Source organism: Nocardia sp. 852002-51101_SCH5132738 (assembly GCF_001665695.1).
Lineage (GTDB): Bacteria > Actinomycetota > Actinomycetes > Mycobacteriales > Mycobacteriaceae > Nocardia > Nocardia nova.
On record NZ_LZML01000183.1, the window covers coordinates 221,503 to 244,977 of the forward strand.

General features: G+C 68.1%; 15 protein-coding genes. 12 read left to right on the forward strand and 3 right to left on the reverse strand.

Going from position 1 to position 23,475, the window contains the following annotated elements; all coding sequences use genetic code 11:
- Nucleotides 1-82: 82 nt before the first annotated feature.
- Nucleotides 83-751, reverse strand: a complete 669-nt coding sequence (locus A5789_RS27970) for an HAD family hydrolase (protein ID WP_063012813.1) — start codon at nt 749-751, stop codon at nt 83-85.
- A gap of 154 nt (nt 752-905) precedes the next feature.
- Complete coding sequence (locus tag A5789_RS27975; RefSeq protein WP_064901339.1) at nt 906-3,137, reverse strand: MMPL family transporter; 2,232 nt, start codon at nt 3,135-3,137, stop codon at nt 906-908.
- 544 nt (nt 3,138-3,681) lie between these two features.
- On the opposite strand from A5789_RS27975, the gene A5789_RS27980 reads away from it, so the two are divergent.
- The 11 genes from A5789_RS27980 (at nt 3,682) to A5789_RS28030 (ending at nt 21,448) form a co-directional block, all read left to right on the forward strand.
- Entirely contained in the window at nt 3,682-10,125 is a 6,444-nt protein-coding gene (locus A5789_RS27980; protein WP_082941004.1) for a type I polyketide synthase, read from the forward strand.
- A gap of 42 nt (nt 10,126-10,167) precedes the next feature.
- Nucleotides 10,168-11,574 (forward strand): condensation domain-containing protein, encoded by a 1,407-nt coding sequence (locus tag A5789_RS27985; RefSeq protein ID WP_064901337.1) that lies wholly within the window; start codon nt 10,168-10,170, stop codon nt 11,572-11,574.
- Between the two features lie 33 nt (nt 11,575-11,607).
- Nucleotides 11,608-12,291: a hypothetical protein gene (locus A5789_RS27990; RefSeq protein WP_064901335.1), complete on the forward strand. Its 684-nt coding sequence runs from the start codon at nt 11,608-11,610 to the stop codon at nt 12,289-12,291.
- On the forward strand, nt 12,288-13,724 hold the full coding sequence (locus A5789_RS27995; protein WP_082941005.1) for an MFS transporter: 1,437 nt from the start codon (nt 12,288-12,290) through the stop codon (nt 13,722-13,724). Before A5789_RS27990 ends, A5789_RS27995 begins: the two co-directional genes overlap by 4 nt.
- 107 nt (nt 13,725-13,831) lie before the next feature.
- Nucleotides 13,832-14,767, forward strand: a complete 936-nt coding sequence (locus tag A5789_RS28000; protein WP_064901333.1) for an ADP-ribosylglycohydrolase family protein — start codon at nt 13,832-13,834, stop codon at nt 14,765-14,767.
- Between the two features lie 537 nt (nt 14,768-15,304).
- Nucleotides 15,305-16,912, forward strand: a complete 1,608-nt coding sequence (locus tag A5789_RS28005) for a lipase family protein (RefSeq protein ID WP_064901331.1) — start codon at nt 15,305-15,307, stop codon at nt 16,910-16,912.
- 97 nt (nt 16,913-17,009) lie between these two features.
- Nucleotides 17,010-18,197: an NAD(P)/FAD-dependent oxidoreductase gene (locus A5789_RS28010; protein WP_064901329.1), complete on the forward strand. Its 1,188-nt coding sequence runs from the start codon at nt 17,010-17,012 to the stop codon at nt 18,195-18,197.
- Between the two features lie 108 nt (nt 18,198-18,305).
- Nucleotides 18,306-19,130: a DUF1684 domain-containing protein gene (locus A5789_RS28015; protein WP_064901328.1), complete on the forward strand. Its 825-nt coding sequence runs from the start codon at nt 18,306-18,308 to the stop codon at nt 19,128-19,130.
- Nucleotides 19,127-20,149, forward strand: a complete 1,023-nt coding sequence (locus A5789_RS28020; protein ID WP_064901326.1) for an LLM class flavin-dependent oxidoreductase — start codon at nt 19,127-19,129, stop codon at nt 20,147-20,149. Before A5789_RS28015 ends, A5789_RS28020 begins: the two co-directional genes overlap by 4 nt.
- 66 nt (nt 20,150-20,215) lie before the next feature.
- Nucleotides 20,216-20,809 carry a DUF4291 domain-containing protein gene (locus tag A5789_RS28025; protein WP_063012796.1) on the forward strand — a complete coding sequence of 198 codons (594 nt, stop codon included), beginning with the start codon at nt 20,216-20,218 and terminating at the stop codon, nt 20,807-20,809.
- Between the two features lie 228 nt (nt 20,810-21,037).
- Nucleotides 21,038-21,448, forward strand: a complete 411-nt coding sequence (locus tag A5789_RS28030) for a hypothetical protein (RefSeq protein ID WP_155525756.1) — start codon at nt 21,038-21,040, stop codon at nt 21,446-21,448.
- Here A5789_RS28030 and A5789_RS28035 read toward each other — a convergent pair.
- Nucleotides 21,435-22,751, reverse strand: coding sequence for an MATE family efflux transporter (locus A5789_RS28035; protein ID WP_064927393.1), 1,317 nt, complete (start codon nt 22,749-22,751; stop codon nt 21,435-21,437). The genes A5789_RS28030 and A5789_RS28035 overlap by 14 nt on opposite strands.
- Before the next feature lie 146 nt (nt 22,752-22,897).
- On the opposite strand from A5789_RS28035, the gene A5789_RS28040 reads away from it, so the two are divergent.
- Nucleotides 22,898-23,413, forward strand: a complete 516-nt coding sequence (locus A5789_RS28040) for a GtrA family protein (RefSeq protein ID WP_064901405.1) — start codon at nt 22,898-22,900, stop codon at nt 23,411-23,413.
- Nucleotides 23,414-23,475 lie beyond the last annotated feature (62 nt).

Sequence of the window (23,475 nt, forward strand, 5' to 3'; positions counted from 1 at the left end):
CCATAGTGTTGCCGCAGCGCGCGTCGTGTCACCCGACGGTGACATGATTCTCGAGGCAGTAACGAATTGGCGCCGGAAACGATCAGAGAAGTGACGCGAGCGGGCTGCGACGCAGGTCACGGCGCAGATGGTCGACATCGTCGCAGACGTAGGCCGCACCGTCGGCCGTCAATTCGCCGCGGGATATTCCGCCGCTCAGGACGCCGATGGCCGCCACGCCCAGCTTCGTGCAGGCGCGCATATCCCAGACCGTATCGCCGACGAACACCGCTCGCTGCGGCGTGACCCCGGCCCGGTCCAGCGCCACCTGGACGATGGTCGGGTCGGGTTTGGCCGTCTCCACGTCTTCGGCGCCGGTCACCGCGTACAACCATGACTCGGCATCGAGCAGGTCGCGCAATCGGGCCAATTCGTCGGGCGGTGCGGAGGTGGCGAGGACGACCCGTAAACCCGCGTCGTGCAGATGCCGCAGGATCTCGCGGGCGCCGGGCAGCAGGGTCAACTCGTCGGCGCGGTCGAGGTAGTAGCGGCTGTGCAGATCGCTCGCGGTATCGGCGGTCTCGCTGTCGAGGTCGGGGGCGAGCGTGCGCAGCAGTTCGTCGCCGTCCATGCCGATACTGCGGTGGATCCGCCAGATCGGCACGTCCGCGTCGACCTCGCGGAAGGCTCGATGCCAGGTCACGGCATGCAGATAGTTGGAGTCGACGAGCGTGCCGTCGATGTCGAAGAGGACGGCTGCGGGTTCGGGCACGGCATCTCCTTCTTCCGGTACAAGCCTGCGCGACGAGCCATTCGAGACCAGACGCCACTGTACCGAGGAGACCCTCGATGCGGCGGCGGACATCCTCGCCGGAGTCGGCAACTGGCCACTACCAGGGCACCGGAAACGAAATGGCCACAACCGGTCACCGGTTGCTCGCCACCGGCGCGGGCAGCGAAGGCGCGTCGTCGGTGTCCGCGAAAGTGTCTGTCCCGACGTCGGCTTCGTGGTCCGCGGCCGTCCGCCCCGGTTCGCGGCGCAACCAGCGCGGCGCCCACCAGCAGGCGTCGCTTAGCAGGCGCATCGTCGCCGGAACCAGCAGCACGCGCAGGATCGTCGCGTCGATGACCAGCGCGGCCACCATGCCGAAGGCGATGTACTGCATCATCACCAGATCCGACAGCGCGAAGGCGCCGGTGACGACCAGCAGGATCAGGGCGGCTGCGGTGATGATGCGCCCGGTGTGGGCGACGCCGGCGCGGATCGCCTCGCGGGTGGACGCGCCCGCGGCTCGCGCCTCGACCATGCGGGAGAGCAGGAATATCTCGTAGTCGGTGGACAACCCGTAGATCACCGACACGATCACCACCAGGACCAGCGCCATGATCGGTTGCGGGGTGAAGCCGAGCGGCCCGGCGCCGTGCCCGTCGATGAAGATCCAGGTGAGGATGCCGACCGTGGCGCCGAGCCCGAGCAGGTTCAGCGCGGCGGCCTTCAACGGCAGCACCAGCGACCGGAAACTCCATGCCATGAGGGCGGTGGTGGCGAGGAATACGAGGACGACCACCAGCGGTATCCGGTGCACGAGGGCGTCGATACTGTCCTTCTCGATGGCGGGTTGCCCACCGACGAACAGGGTGGCGCCCTTCGGCAGCGGCATCGAACGCAGGTAATCGATCGCCGCGTCCTTGTCGGCGGTGGGCGCGAGCACCGTTTGCGTGGTGAGAACGCTGGACTGCGCGGGCCGTTGCAGCCAGGCGGGGAACGGCGCCGCGAGGCCCGGGGCGTGGCCTGCCTCGGCCAGCACGGTGTCCGCGGCAGCGGGGTCGTAGGTGATCAGCACCAGGTCGATCGGGTTGATGCGGCGCAGCGGGAAGATCTCGTCGAAGTGCTGCTGGGCCAGCCGCGTCGGATGGTCCGGTGGCAGGAACCGTTCGTTGATCGCGCCGAAGGCCAGATCCCGGATCGGCGCGATCAGCACCAGCAATCCGATTACCACCGAAACCGCTACGAGCAGCGGCCTTTTCATCACACGGTCGGCGATTCGCCCCCAGAGATTGTCCGGAACCCGGCCCGGTGGCGTGGTCCGGCGAAACCAGGAGACGCCGAAGCGGTCCACCCGGTGGCCGAGCACCGCCAGCATCGCGGGCAGCAGCGTGACCGAGGTGAACGCGGCCAGCGAGATGGTGATGATGGCGCCGTAGGCGAACGAGCGCAGAAAACCCTGCGGGAACACCAGAATTCCGGCGGCGGCCACGGCCACGATGGTCGCGGAGAACATCACGGTGTGGCCCGCGGTCGCCACGGCACGCCGCACCGCGTCGTCGACCTCGCGGCCGTCGGCGAGTTCGTCGCGGAACCGGCTCAGCACGAACAGTCCGTAGTCGATGGCCAGGCCCAGCCCGACCATCGAAACCACCGGCGAGACGAAGGAATTCACCTCGGTGACGGTGGTCAGCAAGCGGATGAGCCCCCAGGCGCCGAGCACGGTGAGCCCGCCGACGATCAACGGCAGCGCCGCCGCCACCACACCGCCGAAGAGGAAGAACAGCAGCACCGCCACCGCGGGAATCGCGAACAGTTCCATGCGCTGCTGATCGTGGGCCATGGTGTCGTTCAGTGCGCCGGCGACCGCTTGCCCGCCGGCGACCTCCATATTCACTCCCGGCACATCGAAGGCGTGCGCGACGGCTCGGAAGTTGCGCATCTGCTCGGTGGGGTTGTCGCCGTGGATGGCGATCGAGGCGAAGGCGTGCTCACGGTCCGCGGAGCCGAACACATCCGGGAGCGCCACACCCGTTCTCGTGGGCCAGTACGCGCCGTTCACGCGGTCGATCTGCCGCGGGTAGCGATCGGGCAGACTGTTCAGGCTCGCCACGATCGGCGAGGCGAAGGCCGGATCGTCGATCGTCGTGCCGGGCGGCGCGTGATACAGCAGCACCACGTCGGCGCTGTGGTCGCGCCCGAAGATCTGCTCGTGGACGTGCGCGGCCCGCACCGATTCCGAGGACGGATCGTCCCAGCCGCTGGAGCTGAGATGCGCGCCGAGGCCGAGCCCGTACCAGCCGAGGGCGAGCAGGCCCGTCACCAGCACACCGATCACCGTGAACCGCCGACGCAGCACGACATCGGCCCAGTGATTCGATTCGGCGGACAAGTGCCGGCTCCCAACTGTTTGCGCGGATCGGTTCGGCTGTCGTTTCGCGACGCTCGCCGAGAGACCGGACCTGGAGTTTCGGCGGAATTTCCGGAAATTAACCGCCGTATCGCCGTGGGGGCGGCCGACAGCTCCCTGAAGAAAATGAGCGTTCGAGGAAAGATAGGACGGGTTACGCGCGAATTCGGCCGATGTACAGCAATTTACCGACGGATCATAATCGCGGCCCGTCGCTCTTGTGAGTGGTGAGCAAAGCCCTCCGTGAGGTCCCGGTCGGCCGTCGGAGATTGTACCGAATACTGTTGCGGCACTGTGGGTTCAGTGGCCGGGTAGCCGGCACCGAACATTTCGGTGCAGCCGCTGGGCGGGATCACAAATTCGCCGCGCGCTGTTGGTTGGAGGGTCCAAAACTGCAATGAATCTCTTCCTTCCTCGATCGCGGTCAATAGCGTGGGCGCCATCGGTCAATGCCCAGGACCGCAGAGAGACGAGTGAGTCGCCGAGATCAGCCGGTGGCCTCTGAACGCGAGACCGGAGGATATTCGTGTCGGATATTGCAATTGTGGGTATCGGCTGTCGATTCGCGGGCGGAATCGACTCGCCCGAGACATTCTGGGACTTCGTGGTCGACAAGCGCGACGGCGTGGTCGAGATGCCGGCGGATCGATGGGACTACCGCAGGTACTACGACGCCGAACCCCGCACCCCGGGCCGCAGCTACACCAAACGCGGCGCCTTCATGACCGTCGACCCGTGGCAGTTCGACCCCGACTTCTTCGGGATCTCCCCGCGGGAGGCGACGGTGCTGGACCCGCAGCAACGCCTGATGCTCGAGGTCACCTGGGAGGCGCTCGACGACGCCGGGATGGCCGGCCGCGCGCCCGGTTCCTCGGTCGGGGTGTACGTCGGCGGATTCGTGGTCGACCAGTCCGTGATCGGCGTGGTCGGGCCGGCCCTGTTCCACACGGATATGCACACTCCGGCAAGCGCGTCCTACACGATGCTGTCGAATCGAATCGCCTACGCGCTCAATCTGGTCGGGCCCGCGCTCACCGTCGACACCGCCTGTTCGTCGTCGCTGGTGGCCTTTCATCTGGCCTGCCAGGCCCTGGACAACGACGACTGCCGGGTGGCCCTGGCCGGCGGCGTGAACGTGATGCTGCAGCCGGAAACCTTCGTGCTGATGTGCAAGGGCGGCTTCCTCGCCGCCGACGGCCGCTGCAAATCCTTCGACGCCTCCGCCGACGGATACGGCCGCGGCGAGGGCGCCGGCATGGTGGTGCTGAAGAAGCTCGACGACGCCGTGCGCGACGGCGACCGCATCTACGCGGTGGTCAAGGCCACCGGCTCGAATCAGGACGGACGCACGACCGCCATCACGGTGCCGAATGTCGATTCCCAGGAGGCGCTGGCCCGCACCGTCTGTGAACGCTCGGGGCTGGCGCCGCAGTCGATCACCTACCTCGAGGCGCACGGCACCGGAACCCTCGTCGGCGACCCGGTCGAATTGCGCGCGCTGGGAAAGGTTTTCGGCGCACCCGCCGGACGCACCGAGTCGGTCGGCGTCGGGTCGGTCAAGGCGACGATCGGTCACACCGAGGCCGCCGCCGGAATCGCCAGTGTGATCAAGGCGGCGCTGGCCATCACACATCGCACGCTGCCCCCGCAGGGCTGGCTGGACAAGCAGAACCCGGATATCCCCTTCGAGGAACTGGGCCTGCACGTGCAGACCGAAGCGCAGCCGCTGCCCGCCGACGCCGGCCCGATGTCGGTGGCGGTCAACGGTTTCGGCTACGGCGGAACCAACGCGCATGCGATCCTGCAGGAATACGTCGGTACCGCCCCGGCGCCCGCCGTGCCGCACCGCCACCTCGGCATTCTGCCCATCTCGGCCCGCAGCACCGCCGCGGCCCGCGCGCTGGCCGGACGATTCGCCGACCTGATCACCGCGGGAGCCGACCCCGATCACCTCGCCGAGGCGGCGTGGACGCGGATGGCGCACCACGCGTTCCGCACCGGCGTCCTGATCGGTGACTCCACCGAGGACCTGGTGCGGGAGCTGCGCAGCTATGCGGCGGGGGAGGGACGCGACGCGTCCCGCACCATCGTGTCGCGCGCGGCCGAACCGGTCTTCGTCTTCTCCGGCATGGGCCCGCAGCACTGGCGGATGGGACGGGAACTGCTCGCGGCCGGTGGTGTGTTCGCCGAGACCGCGGCAGAGATCGATGCCGAGTTCCGGGCCCTCGCGGGCTGGTCGATCATCGACGAACTGCGCAAGCCGGAGAACGAATCCCGCGTCACCCGAACCGACGTCGCGCAGCCGGCCAACTTCCTCGTCCAGGTCGGGCTCGTGCGCGAGCTGGAGCAGTACGGCATCACCCCGGCCGCCATCGTGGGACACAGCGTCGGCGAGGTGTCGGCGGCGTATGTGAGCGGCATGCTGTCGCTGCGCGACGCCGTGCGGGTGGCCTACCACCGCGCCCGGCTGCAGGCGACCACCGCCGGCACCGGCGGCATGCTCGCGGTGGGATTGCCGAAGGACAAGGCCCTCGAACTGATCGGCGACGATCCGGGCATCGATATCGCGGCGGTGAACAGTCCCAGCGCCGTCACCCTCTCCGGCGACGCCGACCGGCTGGATCTGCTGGCCGAAAAGCTCACCGAGGACGGCGTTTTCGCCCGCCGCCTGCGGGTGGAGGTGCCGTATCACAGCCGCCTGATGGAGCCGATCGAGGCCGAATTGCGGTCGGTGCTGGCCGATCTGGAGCCCCGGACGCCGACCGTGCCGCTGTATTCGACGGTGACGGGCATGCGGGTCGCCGAGGCCGACTGGGACGCGTCCTACTGGTGGTCGAACGTGCGGCAACCGGTCCGGTTCTTCGATGCCGTCGGCGCCCTGATCGGCGCGGGTCATCGGATCTTCCTCGAGGTCGGCCCGCATCCGGTGCTGTCGGGCAATATTCGCGAAGCCCTGCTCGGCGCCGATGTGCAGGGGACCACGGTGCCGACGCTGGACCGCGAACAAGCGGATGCCGACAGCCTGCGCCGCACGCTGATCGGCCTGCACGCCGCCGGTGTCCTCGACCGCGATCTGCTGTTCCCGCCCGATCGCCCGGCCACTCCGCATCTGCCGCTGCCTCGTTATCCCTGGCAGCGCACCCGCCTGCACTCGGCGCTGCCGCTGTTCGAACAGGCCCGCCTCGGCACCCCCGGCTCCTACGCGATGCTCGGCGATCCCGATGTCGAAGGCCGTCCGGAATGGCTGCTGCAGGTCGGCACCGAATTGCTGCCGTGGCTGTCGGATCACGTGGTCAACGGCATCAAGATCATGCCCGGGGCCGCGTATCTGGACGCGGCACTGAGCGCCACCACGTCGCGAATCGGCTCGGAACAGGTTGCGCTGGAGGGAGTTCGGTTCGTCGCACCGCTGATCATGGGTGCCCCGGACGTACCGCTGGTGGCACTGAGTATCGAGGAGGCCAGCGGCCGGTTCCTGATCCGCTCGCGCAGTGCCACCGGTACCGCGTGGACCGTGCACGCCTCCGGGCGCACCCTCACCGGCAGCCACGAGCAGACCACGGTCGATGTTCCGGAGATCGAGGTCGGCATCGACGTCGACCCGGCGATGTTCTACACGGGTCTGGCCGCGGCCGGACTGCAATACGGGCCGTCGTTCCGGCGGGTCACCTCGGTGCGGGTCGGCCGCGATGTGGTGGTGGCGACCGTCGACGGCTCGATCGCCGCGGATTCCGGCCATCTGGCGCATCCGGCGGTCGTGGACGCCGCCATGCAGTGCGCGGCCATGCTGTTCGCCGACGAACGCATCGACGAGGGCGTGATGGTTCCGGTCGGCGTGGGTGCGGTGCGCTTGCTGGCGGCGCTGCCCGAGACGGTGACCGTGGTGGCCCGGCGCGATCCGAAGGCGCGGCTGCGTGCCGATGTGGATCTGCTCGACGCCGACCACAAATTGGTGGTCCGGCTGTCCGGCCTGCAGATCGGCGCGCTGCGGCCCGGCGACGATCCACTGCACCGGATGGCCGACTTCTACTACACCGAGACCTTCGAGGAACGCGATCCGATCGACCCGTCCGCACTGGCCGAGGCCGGTTCGGTGACTACCCTGGTGGTCCGCCTCGGCGAGACGGCACGGGCCGACCGATTGGTGGCCGCGCTTCCGGATTCCCGCCTGCACGTAGTGGATTCGACCGGGCCGGAACTGGAGTCCGAGCTCGTCGAGCAACTGCGCGCCGCCCGCGGCGAGCCGACTCGGCGGTTGCACATCTGCGTGGTCGCGGGTGCGGTCGCCGACGACGTGGCGCACTTGTGGACGCTCAAGCGCATCGCGGTGGCTGTCGCCGAATTCGTCGAACCGCCGAGCGAGAACGGCACTCCGCAAACGATTTTCGGCGATGGTCTCGTGCACTGCACCCTGGTCACCGAATCCGCGTTCGCCCTGCCCGGCAGTTCCGCCGTGCCCGACACCGGGCAGGCCGCATTGGCCGGCGCGCGGCGCGTCCTGCTCAACGAGCAGACCGCACTGCGCTGGCGGCTCGTCGACACCGAACCCGCGACACCGATCGCCGATCTCGTGGCGGAACTGGCGGTGCCCGGCGCCTTCTCCCTCGACAACAGCGACGAGGTGCTGTTGCGCGACGGCAAACGCTGGGCGACGGTGATCACCAAACCGCTGCCCGAACGGCTGGAAGTCCTGGACACCTCGGCGCCGCTGACGGATCCGGAGGCCAACTTCGAACTCGACATGCCGCGCACCCGGCTGCTGTCGGCACTCGCCTGGCGGGAATGCCCGCGCGTGGAACCGGGCCCGGGCGAGATCGAGATCCGGATGCAGGTCATCGGATTGAACTACAAGGATCCGCTGAAGGTCATCGGGTTGCTCGGCGAACGTGAGCTGGCTCCAACGTATTTCGGCACCGTGCCCGGTATGGAGGGGGTCGGCACCGTGGTGCGGCTCGGGCCCGGCGTCGAGGACGTCGAGGAGGGGGATCTGGTCGGTGTGGCCGCCAAGGGCATGATGCGCCGCTTCGCGGTCGTGGACCGGCAGCTCGCGGTCGTCCTGCCCGAGGGCACCGATCCGGGGCACTGCACCAGCATCATCGCCTTCGGCACCGCCGAATACGCCCTGCTGGATCTGGCCCGGCTGGAACCGGGAGAGACGGTGCTGGTGCACGGTGCGGCCGGCGGCGTCGGCACCGCCGCGATCCAGGTCGCCAAGGCCCGCGGCGCCACCATCATCGGCACCGCCAGCACCCCGGAGCGGCGTGCCCACGTGCTCGCGATGGGGGCGGACTACGCGGTGAATTCGCGGTCGCTGAACTTCGTCGACGAGGTCGCCGCGATCACGGGAGGAGCGGGCGCCGATGTGATCGTCAGCAGCGCGCCCGGTGAGATTCTGCGCCAGAACTTCAACGCCGCAGCGGAATTCGGCCGCATCGTCGAGGTCGGCAAGGCCGACATCTATACCGGTGGCCTGCTGGAACTGGCCAATTTCGACAAGAACCTGTCGTACTTCTCGATGGACCTCGACCGCCTGGTCAAGGTGAAGCCGCAACGGCTCGCGGCTCTGCTGCAACGGGTGTTCGAGAAGGTCACCGAGGGCACCTACCGCCCCCTGCCGTACCACCTGTTCGACACCGCCGAGGTGAGCAAGGCGTTCGAGGAGACGCTGCGCTCGTCGCGGCCGGCCCGGATCGCGCTGCGCATGGACGCGCCGGAACCGCCGGTGCGCCCGTACCTGCCGGATGTCGAGATCAGCGACAGCGCAACGTATTTGGTTACCGGCGGATTCGGTGGGTTCGGTCTGGCGATCGGCCGCTGGCTGACCTTGCGTGGTGCGCGGCGGCTGGTGCTGGCCGGGCGGCGCGGCGCGACCACCGAGGAGGCGCGCCGGCAGCTCGAGGCGTGGCGCGCGATCGGGATCGAGATCGTCGAGGAACTGCTCGATGTGACCGACGCCGAGGCGGTGGCCGACGCGATCGCACGCATCCACAGCGCCGGCCATCCGCTACGCGGGGTGTTCCACGCCGCGGGTGCGGTCGCGGACAACAATCTGGCCAAGATGGAAATCGGCCAGCTCGAACAGGTCTATCTGCCGAAGGTGCTGGGCGCGCAGATCGTGCACCGGGCGGTCGCCGACGCGGGCATCGACCTCGACATGTTCGTGCTGTGCTCGTCGGGCGGGTCGATGTACGGCATCTACGGCCAATACAGTTACTGCGCGGCCAATGTCGCGGTCGAATCGCTGGCGCTGCGCTGGTCGCAGGCGGGGGAGCGGGCGTTGTGCGTCGGCTGGGGCCACCTGTCCGGCGCCGGGGGCATGGCGGCGAACGAGACCTCCGAGAAATATCTGGACCTGGTCGGATTCGGCCCCATCGATATGGGCGACGCCACCGCCTATCTGGAACAGTGCCTGCGCCTGGGAGCCTCGCGCGTGGCCGTCATCCCGACCGACTGGGCCAAGCTCACCGGTACCTTCCCGCAACTGGCTCGCACCGGTCGCACCGCCGCACTCGCGCGGGCCTCGGCGAAGGACACCTCCGAGCTGGCCCGGTTGCGTGAGGAGCTGGCCGCGATGGAGGAGTCCAAGCGCGGCCCGCACATCGCCCGGCTGATGGCAGGCGAACTGGCCGTCGTCATGGGCGTGGACGTCGACACCATCGATATGACGATTCCGGTGCCGGAGCTGGGTCTGGATTCGCTGATGGCGGTCGAACTCGGCGCACGCGTGACCAAGACGCTCGGCATCGACCTGATGTCGTTGCAGATGGGCCGCTCGTTCAGCCTGGAGCAGGCCGGACCGAAGGTGGCCGAGCTGATCCTGGCGCACGAACCCGGTGGGGCTCAACCGGATCCGGCTGCCCTGGCCGCGGCGGTGGACGGGACCGTCCCGGGCGGATCACAGCCCGCGGCCGAGTCGAGCGGCCCCGACGCGCCGGCCGGTGCGGTCGCGGAGATGGCGGGAGTCGGCTGATGGGCCGCCGTTTCGATGCCCACCGGTGGAAATGAGGTAGTCGTGGTCGACTTCGGACTCATCGACGAATGGTCACCGCCGCCGGGGCGGATGGTCACCTGGGTCGCGTCACCGGAAGCGGTGGCGCGGGCCCGGACCGCCCCGGTGCATCCGGCGCCGCCGTCGCTGCAACAGGAACAGTATCTGCGCCAGGCGAATCGGCACGCCGCCGCCGACTTCCGCTTCTCCGGACTGTGCCTGGCCACCGCGCAGATCCCGACCGGTGGCCTGGACCGGGAGGCGATGACGCGGATCATCAACACCTTCCTGTTGCGGCACGACACCTTCCGGACCTGGTTCGACATCGACGCCGACGGCACCGTGCGGCGGCATCTGGTGCCCGAGGACGTGGTCGACTTCATTCCGATCGACTACGGGTGGATCGACGATCCGGCCGCGATCCGTCAGCACGTCGAGAAGACGACTCCCGATCCGTTCCAATGGGATTGCTTCACCTTCGGAGCCATCGAACACGGCGACGCGACCACGGTCTACCTCGCCGTCGACCACCTGCACACCGACGGTCTCGGCCAGTATCTGTCCGCCTCCGATTTCGCGCAGCTGTATCTGGCCGAACTCGGCGGCGAGGCGGAGCCGCTGCCCCCGGCGGCGAGTTATCTGAACTACTGCGTCACCGAGCGGGCCTACAGCGAGACCCTGACGCTGTCCTCACCCGGTGTGCGGAAGTGGTTACAGTTGTTGCACGGCAACGATAATCGGCTACCGTCCTTTCCGCTGGACCTCGGCAAGCGCTCCGACGGCTACAACCGCAGCGCGCATCGCACGGTGCCCCTGCTGGACGAACAGCAGGCGCTGGCCTTCGAGGAGGTCTGCCGGGCCAATGACGCGGAATTCGTGGGCGGGGTCTTCGCGGCGGCGGCCCTGGCCGAACGCGATCTCACCGATTCCGACTACTACTTCGGGATGACTCCGGTGAGCACGAGAACCTCGGCGGCGGAGGGCAATTCGGTCGGCTGGTATGTGACGCTGGTGCCGGTGGCTTTTCCGGTCGGCCCCGGCACCCGCGTCACCCGCACGCTGAAATTGGCCCAGCGCGCCTACGAGAACGGGCTGCGACTGGCGCCCACCTCGTTCCACCGGGTGCTCGAACTGCTGCCCGCCGACTCGGAGATCAAGGCCGAACCCGGCTGGGTCACACCGATGATCTCGTTCATCGACGCCCGCGACTTCCTGGGCCACGAATTCTTCGACGAGGTCACCGCCGGCGTCTACGCCAACCGTGCCGCGTCGGAAGAGGCGCTGATCTGGGTCAATCGGCTGCCGTCCGGGACCACGCTGAGCGTCATCTATCCCGACACCGCGGTCGCCCACGACTCGGTGGAGCGCTATATCGCGGCGATGCGCTCGGTTTTCGCGTCGATCATCGACCGCGACGCGGAAACGAACTGAACTACAGGAGGTTTCGTGGTTTCAGGAGGTACGGTGCCCACCCTCTTTCGCGACCCCGGCATACCCGACGGCGAGAAATGCCGGTACACCGTCGAAACCGGCGGGCGCAGTGCGGGTTTCGAGATGACCAGCGTCGTCACCCACGAGAACGGCGGTTACCGGACGCTGCTCGAGGCATCGAGCGGCGACGGCGAGCTGGAACTGACCGTCGACCAGCGCTTCGGCCGGCTCGACGGATTTCTGCGCGCCGAGGACTACCGCGCCGAAACCCGCTCTCGTGGCGCGGTCGTCTCTCGCGAGGAGGCGCATTTCGTCGACACCGTCCACCTCCCGATAGGCGGCGCACCCACGCCGTTTCCCGCCGACATCATGCCGATCGTCGGCGGCCTGACCCTGTTGCGCGGGCTCGACCTCACCGAGGGCTCGGTGCAGTCGATCGATACGTGGCTGGCCTTCTCGGTGCACTGGCCTTTGGTCGCGCGCGTGGACAAGCGCACGGACTCGGTGGTCGGCACGGGCGAGATCGAATGCCGCCAGGTGCGCCTGCGGCCCAGCTTCGGGCAGGTGAACATGTTGCTGGACAAGATGATCGGCGGGCTCCTGCCGCCGTTCGTCGCACAGATCGAGATAGCGCCACCACATCGTGTGGTGCGCTTGAGTTTTCCGACCGAACTGGCGTTGTCCGCCCCGCGCAGCGTGATCGAGCTGGCCGGATGAGGGGCAACACCGTCGGCGAACCGGAAAGCGTTGTCCTGCTTCCCGGCTCGTCACCGTCCGAATCGGCGGCGTGGCTGGCCTTCGCCGGCTGTCTGATCGCAGTGTTCATGCAAATGATCGACGTGACGATCGTGAACACCGCCCTGCCTCGGTTGACCTCCGATCTGGGGGCCTCCCGCTCGGCGGAATTGCTGGTCATCTCGGGCTATTCGCTGGCCTTCGCCTGTACGTTGCTCAGTGCCGCCCGACTCGGGGCCGTCGTCGGCCGCCGCGCGATGTTCCTCACCTCGGTGGTGGCCTTCACCGCTGCCTCGGTGTGGTGCGGATTGTCCACCGGCGCCACCGAATTGGTCGCAGCCCGCGTAGTGCAAGGCGCCGCGGGCGCGGGCATGGCGGCGCAGACCATCGCCATCCTCATCGCCAGTTTCCCGCGCGAACGCCACTCCCTGGTCTTCGCCATGTACGGCGGGGTGGCCGGTTTCGCCGGCATGCTCGGCCCCATCCTCGGCGGCGCGCTACTCACCGTCGACATCGGCGGCTGGGGCTGGCGCACGGTCTTCCTGATCAACCTTCCCATCGGCATGGTCGCGTTCGGCCTGGCCTGGCGCTATCTGCGGATCGGCCGGCCGGCGTCACCCGAGCGCCTCGACCTCGGCGGCGCGGCATTGTCGGGCGCCGGACTTCTGCTGCTCGTCTATGCCCTCGCCCTGGTCCAACAGCACGGCTGGCAATCCCGGCCGATCGCCCTCGCCCTGGCCGGAGTCGTGGTGTGCGCCCTGTTCGTGGCCCACCAGATCAGGCGCTCGTCCCGTGGAGCCGACCCGTTGATGCGGCTGGAACTCTTCTCCGACAGAGGCTTTCGCATCGGCTCGATCCTGATCTGCGTCTTCTTCGGCCTGTTCACCGCCTTCGTCTTCGCCGCCTCCATCACCATGCAGGACGTCCTCGGCTACACGCCGTGGCACACGGCGATCGTCATGACGCTGTTCGCTCTGGGAGCGGGCGCGGGAGCGATCGCCTCCCTGTTCCTGGTCCGGCAGTGGGGAATCCTGATCCTGGCCGGCGGCGTCACCCTCTACGGAGGCTGCATGGCCGGCGGCGCGATCTACCTCCACCTGACCAACGGCATCGCCAACCCTCTCATCGCCACCCCCGCCGTGTGCGCAGCCGGTTTCGGAGTAGGGATCTTCGCGGTCCAAATCCAGCCGATCATGCTGTCCGGCCTCAACGCCGACCACATGTCCGAGACATCGGGAGTCGTCCCGACCATCGAACAGATCGGCAACGCACTGGGTTTGGCAGTACTGACCACCCTGTTCTTCCGCTCCCACACCCTCGACGGCGCGATCACCATGATGCTGGCCTTGGCCGTGGTGTCGTTCGGTTTGGGAGCGCTGACGTTGGGTCTGCCGCGAGCACAGCACCTGAACTGAGGTTCCCGGCGTGCGCGCCGGTTGCCATTCGGTATCCGGCGGCACACCGGACGTGGGCTCTCCCGAGTCTTGCGGCAGCTGTCTTTTGTTGGCACGCTTGTTCGCGCATGCCGAACTCCGATACCGCATATGACAGCCTTGTGGGCTTATCCGTTGGTGATGCGCTGGGTGCGCAGTTCTTCGTTCCCGGGCGCTCCGTGTCCGATCTTCACGCCGGGCGACCGCCGGCGCCTCCGTGGCAGTGGACCGACGACACCGAGATGGCCTGTTCGGTGTACACGGAGGTCCTCGACCGCGGCCGTATCGACCGCGACGCGCTCGCGGCCGTGTTCGCCGAACGATGTGAGCCCTACCGTGGTTACGGGCCGGGCACAGTCGTTGTGCTGCACGAGATTCGCGACGGCAGGCCGTGGGCCGACGCGGCAGGTGCGGTTTTCGGCGGGAACGGGTCGTGGGGCAACGGTGCGGCGATGCGGGTCGCCCCGCTCGGGGCCTATTTCGCCGGAGATCCGGAGCGGGCGGCGGCGCAGGCAGCGTTTTCCGCCGAGATCACCCACCGTCATCCGGAAGCGATCGTCGGCGCGATGGCGGTCGCCGTCGCGGCCGGCCACGCCGCAGCGGTTCGTGGAAAAGACTGTGCGCCCGGCGAATTGCTGGATGCGGTGGAGCCGTACCTGGTCGACGGGCGCACCGCGGCCGGTGTCCGTCGCGCGCGGACATTGATCGGCAGATCCGTGGCCGAAGCGGCCTACGAACTCGGCAACGGCGCCCGGGTCAGCGCGCACGATACGGTCCCGTTCACCCTGTGGGTGGCCGCAAGCTTCCTCGGCGACTATCCGGCTGCGGTCACCGCCTGCGTCGAAGCGGGTGGGGACGTGGACACCACGGCCGCGATCGTCGGCGGGATCGTGGCCGCGTACACGGGAGTCGGCTGCCGAGGTTCGATACGCGGGATACCCGAGCAGTGGCTGTCGGCGCGCGAGGCACTGCCCGCATGGGCGACAGAGCGACGCCGCCCGAGAGAACATTCGTTGTCCGGGTGACGCCAGTACCGCGACGGCGCTCGCCGGTCATGGGAGCGCGAACAAATCGTGCAAAGTGCGTCGCGTTATGTGAAAATCGTGCAATTTCGTCGAGGTTTGCACGATCCGTTCGACCTCAATGCAGAGCGACCGGTTGTTGCGTGCAATGGCGTTCGAAGGGACACGTGCCGGGCATTTTCGCGTCAGATCCACCGATTCTCGCTGGTCCGGGGTTATCTTTCGAAGGTCGGTGCGGCCTCGGCCGCCGCCGACGCGCGCCCTTGCATACCGGATAGCCGGGACTGCTCCACTTCTGCACGACCTTCGGTTCGAGTACCACTCCGACAGGACGGGTGTGTTGTCGTGAAATGTCTACGGGGCATTGCGGTCACGCTGGCGATGGGTTGTGCACTGACGTTGGGGCAAGCTGCCGCGGCCGCCGACCCGTCGTCGCCGACCGCCGCCCCGACCACTGCCGTCCCGACAACTCCGCCGGCATCCGACCACGGAGAGTCGTCCGACCCCGAGCAGGCTGTTCCTCCGGCGTCCGGTCCGGATGTGCCGTCGGCTTCCGACGGTGTCGCGCCGTCGGAGTCCGGTCCCGCGGCGCCGTCGACCACCGACCAGCCTGCGCCGCCAGCCTCGGGTCCGGCTGCACCGCCGGCCTCCACTTCTCCAGCGCCGGCGGCCGGTGAGCCGGACGCTGCGTCCTCGGAGCCGAATCCCGCAGTCACACATAAGGATCCGGGGCCGTCGGCGTTCCAGAAATGGCTCGACGACACCATTCCCGCGCCGTCGTCGGTGCTGCCCGGGATCGGGTCCGCTGCTTCAGATTCCGGCGGGGCGTCGGACCCGCAGGCGCTGTGGAATGCGATTCAATCCAGTCCGACCGGGGATCCGTTCTTCGACCAGGCCCCGGCGAATCTCGCCCAGTACGCACCGGGTGACGTCATCGAATCGCGGGACGTCAGCTGGCCGGGGGTGCCGATGGTCTTCCTGACGGTGCTCACGCCGGTTCAGCGGGCGATACAGCTGAAATTCCGGACCACGAACTCCTCGGGCGCGCCGTCCTTCGGGACCGCGACGCTGCTGTTGCCGTTCGGCCGGTGGACCGGGCCGGGAAGCCGGCCGGTGCTGCTGAACGCCCCGCCGATCAACGCGCTCAATCGGCGCTGCACTCCCGGCTACGTGTTCTCCCACGGATTCGACATCACGACCGGCGGCACCGGCAACGATTTTGTCCCCTCACCGACGATGTGGGCCGCGAGCCGGAACTACGCGGTGGTGATCCCGGATCACGAGGGACCGTTGATGGCGTATGCCGAGCCGACCGTGGCCGGCCACATCATGCTCGACACCGTGCGTGCGGTACGGCGCCTGATGCCGGACGAGTTCGGCGAGAGCCGGTTCGCGATGACCGGCTATTCCGGCGGTGCCATCGCCAGCTACGCCGCCGCGATGCTTTCGCGCGAATACGCCCCGGAACTGGCCCCCAACCTGGCCGGTGCCGCGATGGGCGGTCTGCCCGTCGATTACGAATCCTTCGCGAAGACCTTCGACGGCACCTACGCCTCGGGACTGATGATGACCGTGACACTCGCGCTGGCCCGAGAGCATCCCGAAATCCTCAGCCGCATGAATCATCTCGCGCAGTGGGCGGCCATTTCCCCGCTCAAGGACGTGTGCAGTTCGACCATGGCCGACATCGGCGTCTTCGTACCCTTTGCGGCCGTGGCCAATATGGCCGACCCGCTCCACACCGAATTCGCCGACATGATGTTCCGGCGGTTGAGTCTGAAAGGCAAGAAGGCCGGCATGCCGATCTACGTCTACAACGGCGTGCACGATCCCTGGATGCCGGTCGCGAAGGCCGAGGCGTTCTACGCCGAACAGTGTGCTCTGGGAGTCCCGGCCACGAAGAGCATCGTGGGCGGGGAACACATCCTCGGCTACTTCGACGGCTTTCTCGGATCGACGCAGTGGCTGGGTGAGCGGTTGTCGGGTGTCCCGGCGCCGAACGCCTGCGAAGTGGCGCCGCGCGCGGATGGCGCAGCACCGCAGGGCGCCTCGAACAGTGCGCCCGGCGACGTCCCCCGGGCCGAGAAACCCTCCGCAGCGCCCGTGCGGCGAAAGCCGAGTGGAGCCGATCCACGTCGGCACCGCTGACATCCGGCCGTAGCTTGTGATCCACGTCACTCGTTGTCACAGCCGTGAGGGATGCGGCGTCTTATGCCCGAACCCCTCAGCACACGGAGGAAAGACGATGAACAACAACGAAGTCGTGGTGATCGGCGGCGGATACGCCGGCGTGATGGCAGCCAACCGTCTGACGCAGCGAGACGACGTGCGGGTGACCGTGATCAACCCCCGCCGAGTGTTCGTCCCGAGGCTGCGGTTGCACCAGTTGGTGGGCGCGACTCACGAGGCGGTCGTCGATTACCAGGACGTCCTCGCCGAGAAGGTGCGGCTGGTCGTCGACAGCGTGACGCGGATCGACCCAACCGAGCGCACCGTGCACTCGGTCGAGGGCGGCAGCATCCGGTACGACTATCTGATCTACGCCGTGGGGAGTGGAACCCCCGCGCCGCAGGTGCCGGGCGCGGCCGAATTCGCCTATCCCGTAGCGACTCTGGAGGCGGCGCAACGGCTGCGATCGGTGCTGTTCGATACGCCCTCATCGGCCCCGGTGACGGTGATCGGGGGCGGGCCGACCGGGATCGAGACCGCCGCCGAGCTGGCCGAGCAGGGCCGCACGGTCACCTTGGTCTGCGGCAGCGTTCTCGGACCGTATCTGCACCCGAAGGCGCGGCGCACCGCCCACAAGTACCTCGCGAAGCTCGGAGTGAAGGTCGTCGAAGGTCCCGATGCGACCGTCACCGCGATCCGGCGGGACGTGGTGAAACTCGGCGACGGCCGGTCCCTGGTCAGTGCCGTGACCATCTGGGCTGCCGGCTTCGGCGTACCGGATCTGGCCGCTCGCAGCGGATTGAGCGTCGATGCCGCCGGACGGCTGCTCACCGACGAGACACTGACCAGCGTCGACGATGAACGCATCGTCGCGGCGGGTGATTCGTCGGCACCCTCGGATCTGCCGTTCCGCATGAGCGCCTACACGGCGTACTGCCTGGGAGCACACGCCGCCGATACGGTGCTGCACCGCATGGCGGGTGAACAGCCCGCACCCGTCGACCTCGCCTTCCCCGCGATGTGCCTCAGCTTCGGCCGGGACGCCGGGATCTACCAGCTCGGTCACAAGAACGAGACCGCCATGCGGCTGTACTTCGGCGGATTCGCCGGCAAGAAACTCAAGGAATTCGCGTGTGAGGCAGGAATCAAGCACCTGGCGACCGAGGCGCGCACACCCGGCTCGCATCACTGGTTCTCCGACGGCAAGCACCGGCCGGCCCAGCTGGAGGCCCGCCGCGAGGGCAGGGTCGTGCCGGTTGCCTAGGTGACCGGCCGTGCTTCATCCCCCTGCTCGGCATCGGCCGAGACTCGAATTGCGTTCGGGCTGAGCGCAAGTCTGTGCCCGGGCCGCGGCATCCGCTTACATCGAGACATGGCAACTCAGGCACCCTCGCCCGCCGATGCGGACACGTTCACCACCGAGTGGCAGGAATGGCATCGGCGGCAGGAGGCGCACCTGTCCGATCGGCACGGGTTCCTCGCCATCACGAGCCTGCACTGGCTCACCGAGACGCCGCAGCGCTTCGACGATGCGCCCGGCGCCTGGTCGACGGGGGCCGACGGCGTGGTGGTCGTCCTCGACGAGGGGGAAGAGCTGGTCGTCGACGACGCGCGGGTGCGTGGCCGCTACGGGTTCGGCATCGTTCCCGAGCGGGGTGGCGTGAACGCGGTGTGGGGTGACGCGGTGATCGAGGTCGCCAAACGTGGCGGCCACGATATCGTGCGGCCACGACACCCGAACAACCCGCTGCGCATCGCTTTTCGCGGCACCCCCGCCTTCGCGCCGGAGCCGAAATGGGTGGTGCGCGGACGCTATGTGGCCTTCGATGAGCCGCGTCCGACGACGGTCGGTGCCGCCGTGGAAGGACTCGAGCACGTCTACGACGCGCCGGGACGGATCGAATTCGAGATCGACGGTAAGCCGTTGCGCCTGACCGCTTTTCCCGGCAAGAACCCCGGCGACCTGTCGGTGCTGTTCACCGACGCGACCTCCGGAGTGACCACCTACGCGGCGAATCGGGTGGTACAGGTGCCGGCGCGCGATTCCGACGCAACGGTGGTGCTCGACTTCAACCGCGCGGTGAATCTGCCGTGCGCGTACACCGATCTGGCGACCTGCCCGCTGCCGCCGGCGGAGAACCGGCTGCCGATCGCGATCGAGGCGGGGGAGAAGATCCCCTACGAGCGTCAGGGATGAGTTCTCCGCGGATCGGTTCGCTGGCGTTTCTGACCCCGGGCAACTACCTCGACGACGATCCGTACACCGGCCTCGAGGACACGCTGCAGCTGTTCGAATACGGCGAGCGGCTCGGGTTCGACGGCGCGTGGGTCCGGCAGCGGCATCTCGAGCACGGTGTCGGTTCGGCGGCGGTCTTCCTGGCCGCGGCCGCCCAGCGCACGGATCGGGTCGAGTTGGGCGCGGCGGTGATTCCGATCGGTTATGAGAGCCCGTTCCGGCTGGCCGAGGACCTGTCGCTGGCCGATGTGTTGTCCCAGGGCCGCTTGCAGCCGGGGTTCAGCGCGGGGATGCCGCCGCATGCCGAGCTGATCGGCGATCTGGTCTTCGATGGTGACTGGCGCGGCTTCGACCTGTCCTACGGCCGGGTGGCCCGGCTCATCGAGAATCTGCGCGGCCATTATCTCGGTGATGCCGACACCGTCATCCACTCGCCGGGTAACACCCAGCGCCCTCGGCTGCAGCCGCACAGCCCCGGCCTGGCCGACCGAGTCTGGTACGGCGGCGGCAGCACCCGGTCGGTGCGCTGGGCGGCGGAGAGCGGACTGAATCTGCTGAGCGGAAATATCGTATTCGGTGATCGCAGTGACGATTTCACGACCGCGCAGCTGGGACTGATCAGCGATTATCGCGAGCGGATCGATCCGGCGCGACCTGCGCGCGTCGCGATCGGCCGGGTGATCGTCCCGTTCGACAGCGCCGACCGCGCGACCCGGGAGCGGTACCGCGCCTACGCCGCGAGCCGGCACCAGCGCACGCTCGGCCCGCAGGGCGAGCGGCGGGTGTTGTTCGCCCCGGATGTCGTCGGCACCGCCGAGCAGATCCTCGAACAGCTGCATGCCGATCCGGTTCTCGCGCAAACCAGCGAACTACGCCTCGAGCTGCCCTACGAGTTCCATCGCGCGGACTACGAGCAGATCCTGCACGACACGGTGGAGTTGATCGCTCCGCAGCTGGGATGGAAACCCGCGTTCGCCTAGCTGAATGATTCGACGGGGTCGGAAATTCGCTCGCCGACCGAGTCGTTCGGCGTCACGCTCTACAACATGGAAGAACCACAACACGGGATCCGTGCGCTCCATACGGCATCCACCGTCACGGTCTACCAGGCATACTCCCCGGACATCGGCAGGCCCGCCATCCGCGACGGCGCCTTCCCCGCGGCATGGAACCGGGACCGGATGACGTGGATCAAGCCGTCGTTCCTGTGGATGATGTACCGCTGCGGATGGGGCACGAAGCCGGATCAAGAGACCATCCTTGCCGTGGAGATCTCACGCAGCGGTTTCGAATGGGCACTGCGCCATGCGTGCCTGTCGAGCTACAAGCCCGGGCTGCATTCCGACCGCAGCACCTGGCAACGCCGGCTCAAGCGCGCGCCCGCCCGCGTCCAGTGGGATCCCGAGCGGGATCTGCATCTGCGACCCCTTCCGTACCGCTCGCTGCAACTCGGGCTCTGCGGTGAAGCCGTACGGCGCTACGCGGACGAGTGGACAGTCGCCATCAGCGACATGACTCCACTGGCCCACGAGATTCACGAGCTGGTCAGAGACGGCGACCTCGACTCTGCTGCCCGACTACTGCCCCATGAGGACCCGTACCCGGCCGCGGACGAACTGCTGGCACACCTTCGTTCGTGACCGCGGACTCGCATCCGCAGGTGGTCCCACGCCTCGAGCGTCGGTGGACACGACTCTGTGGAGCGAGTTTGAAGCTGTGCTTCCGGGTATCCACACCACGGCTCGATACTGGTGTCGGCGGGTACGTGCGGGCCTGTCATCGCGTCCGCCGGCCCGCGAGAGGTCCGAAACCGGCGTTCCAACGACTCGGTATCACCGTTCGTACGACAAGCCAGGAGGACGAGATCGATGATGACCGGCCGGAACTACCGAAGCTCAGCTCTTTTCGTCAGCGCTCTGGCAGCGATGGGGTGGGCCGCTGTCTCGACGGCCGCTCCGGCGCTCGCCGCCAATACGATCGACATCAAAGGTGTGGGACCTGCGAACGTGGGGGTCGACTACACCTGTGATGCCAACTCCGGCGCATCCGCCGTCAAGGTCATGGTGGGTGATCCCAACGCCGACGCACCGTCCGCGATGGGTACGCAACCGCAGGTCACGTGCGACGGGCAAGCGCAGAGCACCGTCGTCGTGCTGACCGGGCCCGACGGGTCGCCCGCGCAATTGCAGCAGGGCCAGACGGTGCAGGTCCGGGTGGCGTTGGTGGATCCGCAGGACACCGTGGTCTCCGGAAAGGCGAATGTCTTCAAGCTGGGGTAGGGCCCGCTCCTGCGCGCCGGCGCCGGTGTGTGGCCGCGGCCCGAGCGATCCAGCCGGCCACGATCCCGAGGTAGACACCGGTGAGCCCCCAGTGCAGCACGGCGGCCGATATCCACACGGCGGGCAGGGTGACGCAGACGACCGAGAACACGGACGCGGACATCACCGCTTTCGTGTTCCCGGCCGCGCGTAGCTGAGCGGCGTAGACCATGCCGATCGACATGATCGGCGCCAGTACCGGCAACGACCACACCACCCCGCGAGCGGTCGCACTGACCGCGGCGTCGCCTGAGACGAGCCGGAACAACACGGGCGACAGCGCGGTGACCAGCAGCGCGACCGCACTCGAGGCGCCGACCATCAGCGCCGCGCCGGCTCGCACGACGGCGTGGCGCTCCCGATCGTCACCGGCGCCGAGGCACTGTCCCGCCAAAACCGCTGTCGCGACGCCGATTCCGAACACGAGCATCCACACCGTCGAGATCGCCAGGCTCATCACCCGGTGCGCGGCCAGGCTCACCGTCCCCGCTTCGGCCACCACCGCCGCGATGACTGCATCGCTCCCGTAGCCGACTACTCCGAATACGACATCCGGCACGGCGAGCGCGGTCACCGCGTGCCATACCGTGCGATCTGCCCTGGCCCAGACGACCGCGAGCCCGGTGGCCCGGCGAACGCGCGGGAGCAGAGCGACTGTGCCGGCCGCGACGGCGAGAGTGGAACCGATCGCGGAACCCGCCGGTCCCCACCCCGCGGCGAAGATCAGGATCGCCGACACCATCACATTCAGCACGGCCACCGCCACCGCCACCTGGGCGCCGCTTCTCGTATCACCGATTCCGGCGAGCACACCGCGCACATGTGCGGTGACGGCCGTGAACGGCAACCCGCACAACAGAATCCACAACATGACCGTTGCTTCGCGGCGATCCAGGCCCGCCGGCGCGGTCACCGCCACGATCACCGGCGCGGCCGCCGCCGCGACCATCGCGACCGCCACGCCGACCGCGGCTGCGCCGGACAAGCCGGTCGACGTCACGTTCCGGATCGCATCGGAGTCACCGGCGCCGTGCCGGCGGGCGACGAGTATCTGCGTCGCCGATCCCCACGGCACCACCACCGCGGTGCAGAAGATCCATATCGGCAGCACCGATGTGGCGACGCCGAGCGCTTCGATCGAATGGTGGCCCAGGAGCGCGGTATCGGTCACGCCCAGCACCAGCGTCGTCGCGGAAGTCAGCACGACGGGCCCCGCCAGTTCGGCTACCTGGCCGAGTCGCGCAACTCGCGCGTGCCGCCCCATGGAGAGACTCTAATAGGTTCTCGCGCAGAGCTTTCCGGTGGTACAGGTGAATCAGCCCGCGCCGGGCTACCCGAGTGGAATCCGGTGTAAGCATCGTGTCAGCGCGGCGTCAGTCCGGTGACAGCGGCGTGGACGACAGTCTTCTCATGAACAGCGGAGCAGTTGCCACCTGCGGAGCGCGGAATGCCGTGTGGGACACGACCCTCGCCGGGCGTTTCGATGGGCCCCTCGGTGGCCGACTTCCGCAGTGGCTCGATCGCGGCCGGCGATATCTGCGAGGTGATCACGCCGTCGCCCAGTTGATCCGCTTCGCCCTGGTCGGTGGCGCCGCCAATATCGCCTACGCCGTGCTGTTCCTGCTCATGAGCGGGGTCGGCCCGCTGGTCGCGAATATCGCGGGCTCGCTGGTCAGTACGGCGATCGCGAACGAAATGCACCGCCGGCTCACCTTCCGGGCGACCGGACGCGTCGGCTGGTTCACCGCGCAGTGGGAAGGCGGCGGCCTCGCGCTCGTCGGCGTGATTATCAGCACCGCAGCGCTCGCCGGCCTCCGGTTCTGGGCCCCCGGCCTCGCCGGCCTCGCCCAGGCGAGCGCCGTCCTCGCCGTCACCGGTGCGGTCGGCGGTATGCGGTTCCTGGCACTGCGTGGCTTCGTGTTCTGAAAGGCGGTATCATCGGCCGTGATGATGACTCATTTCGAAACAGGATTGGGGGTCTCGTTCGC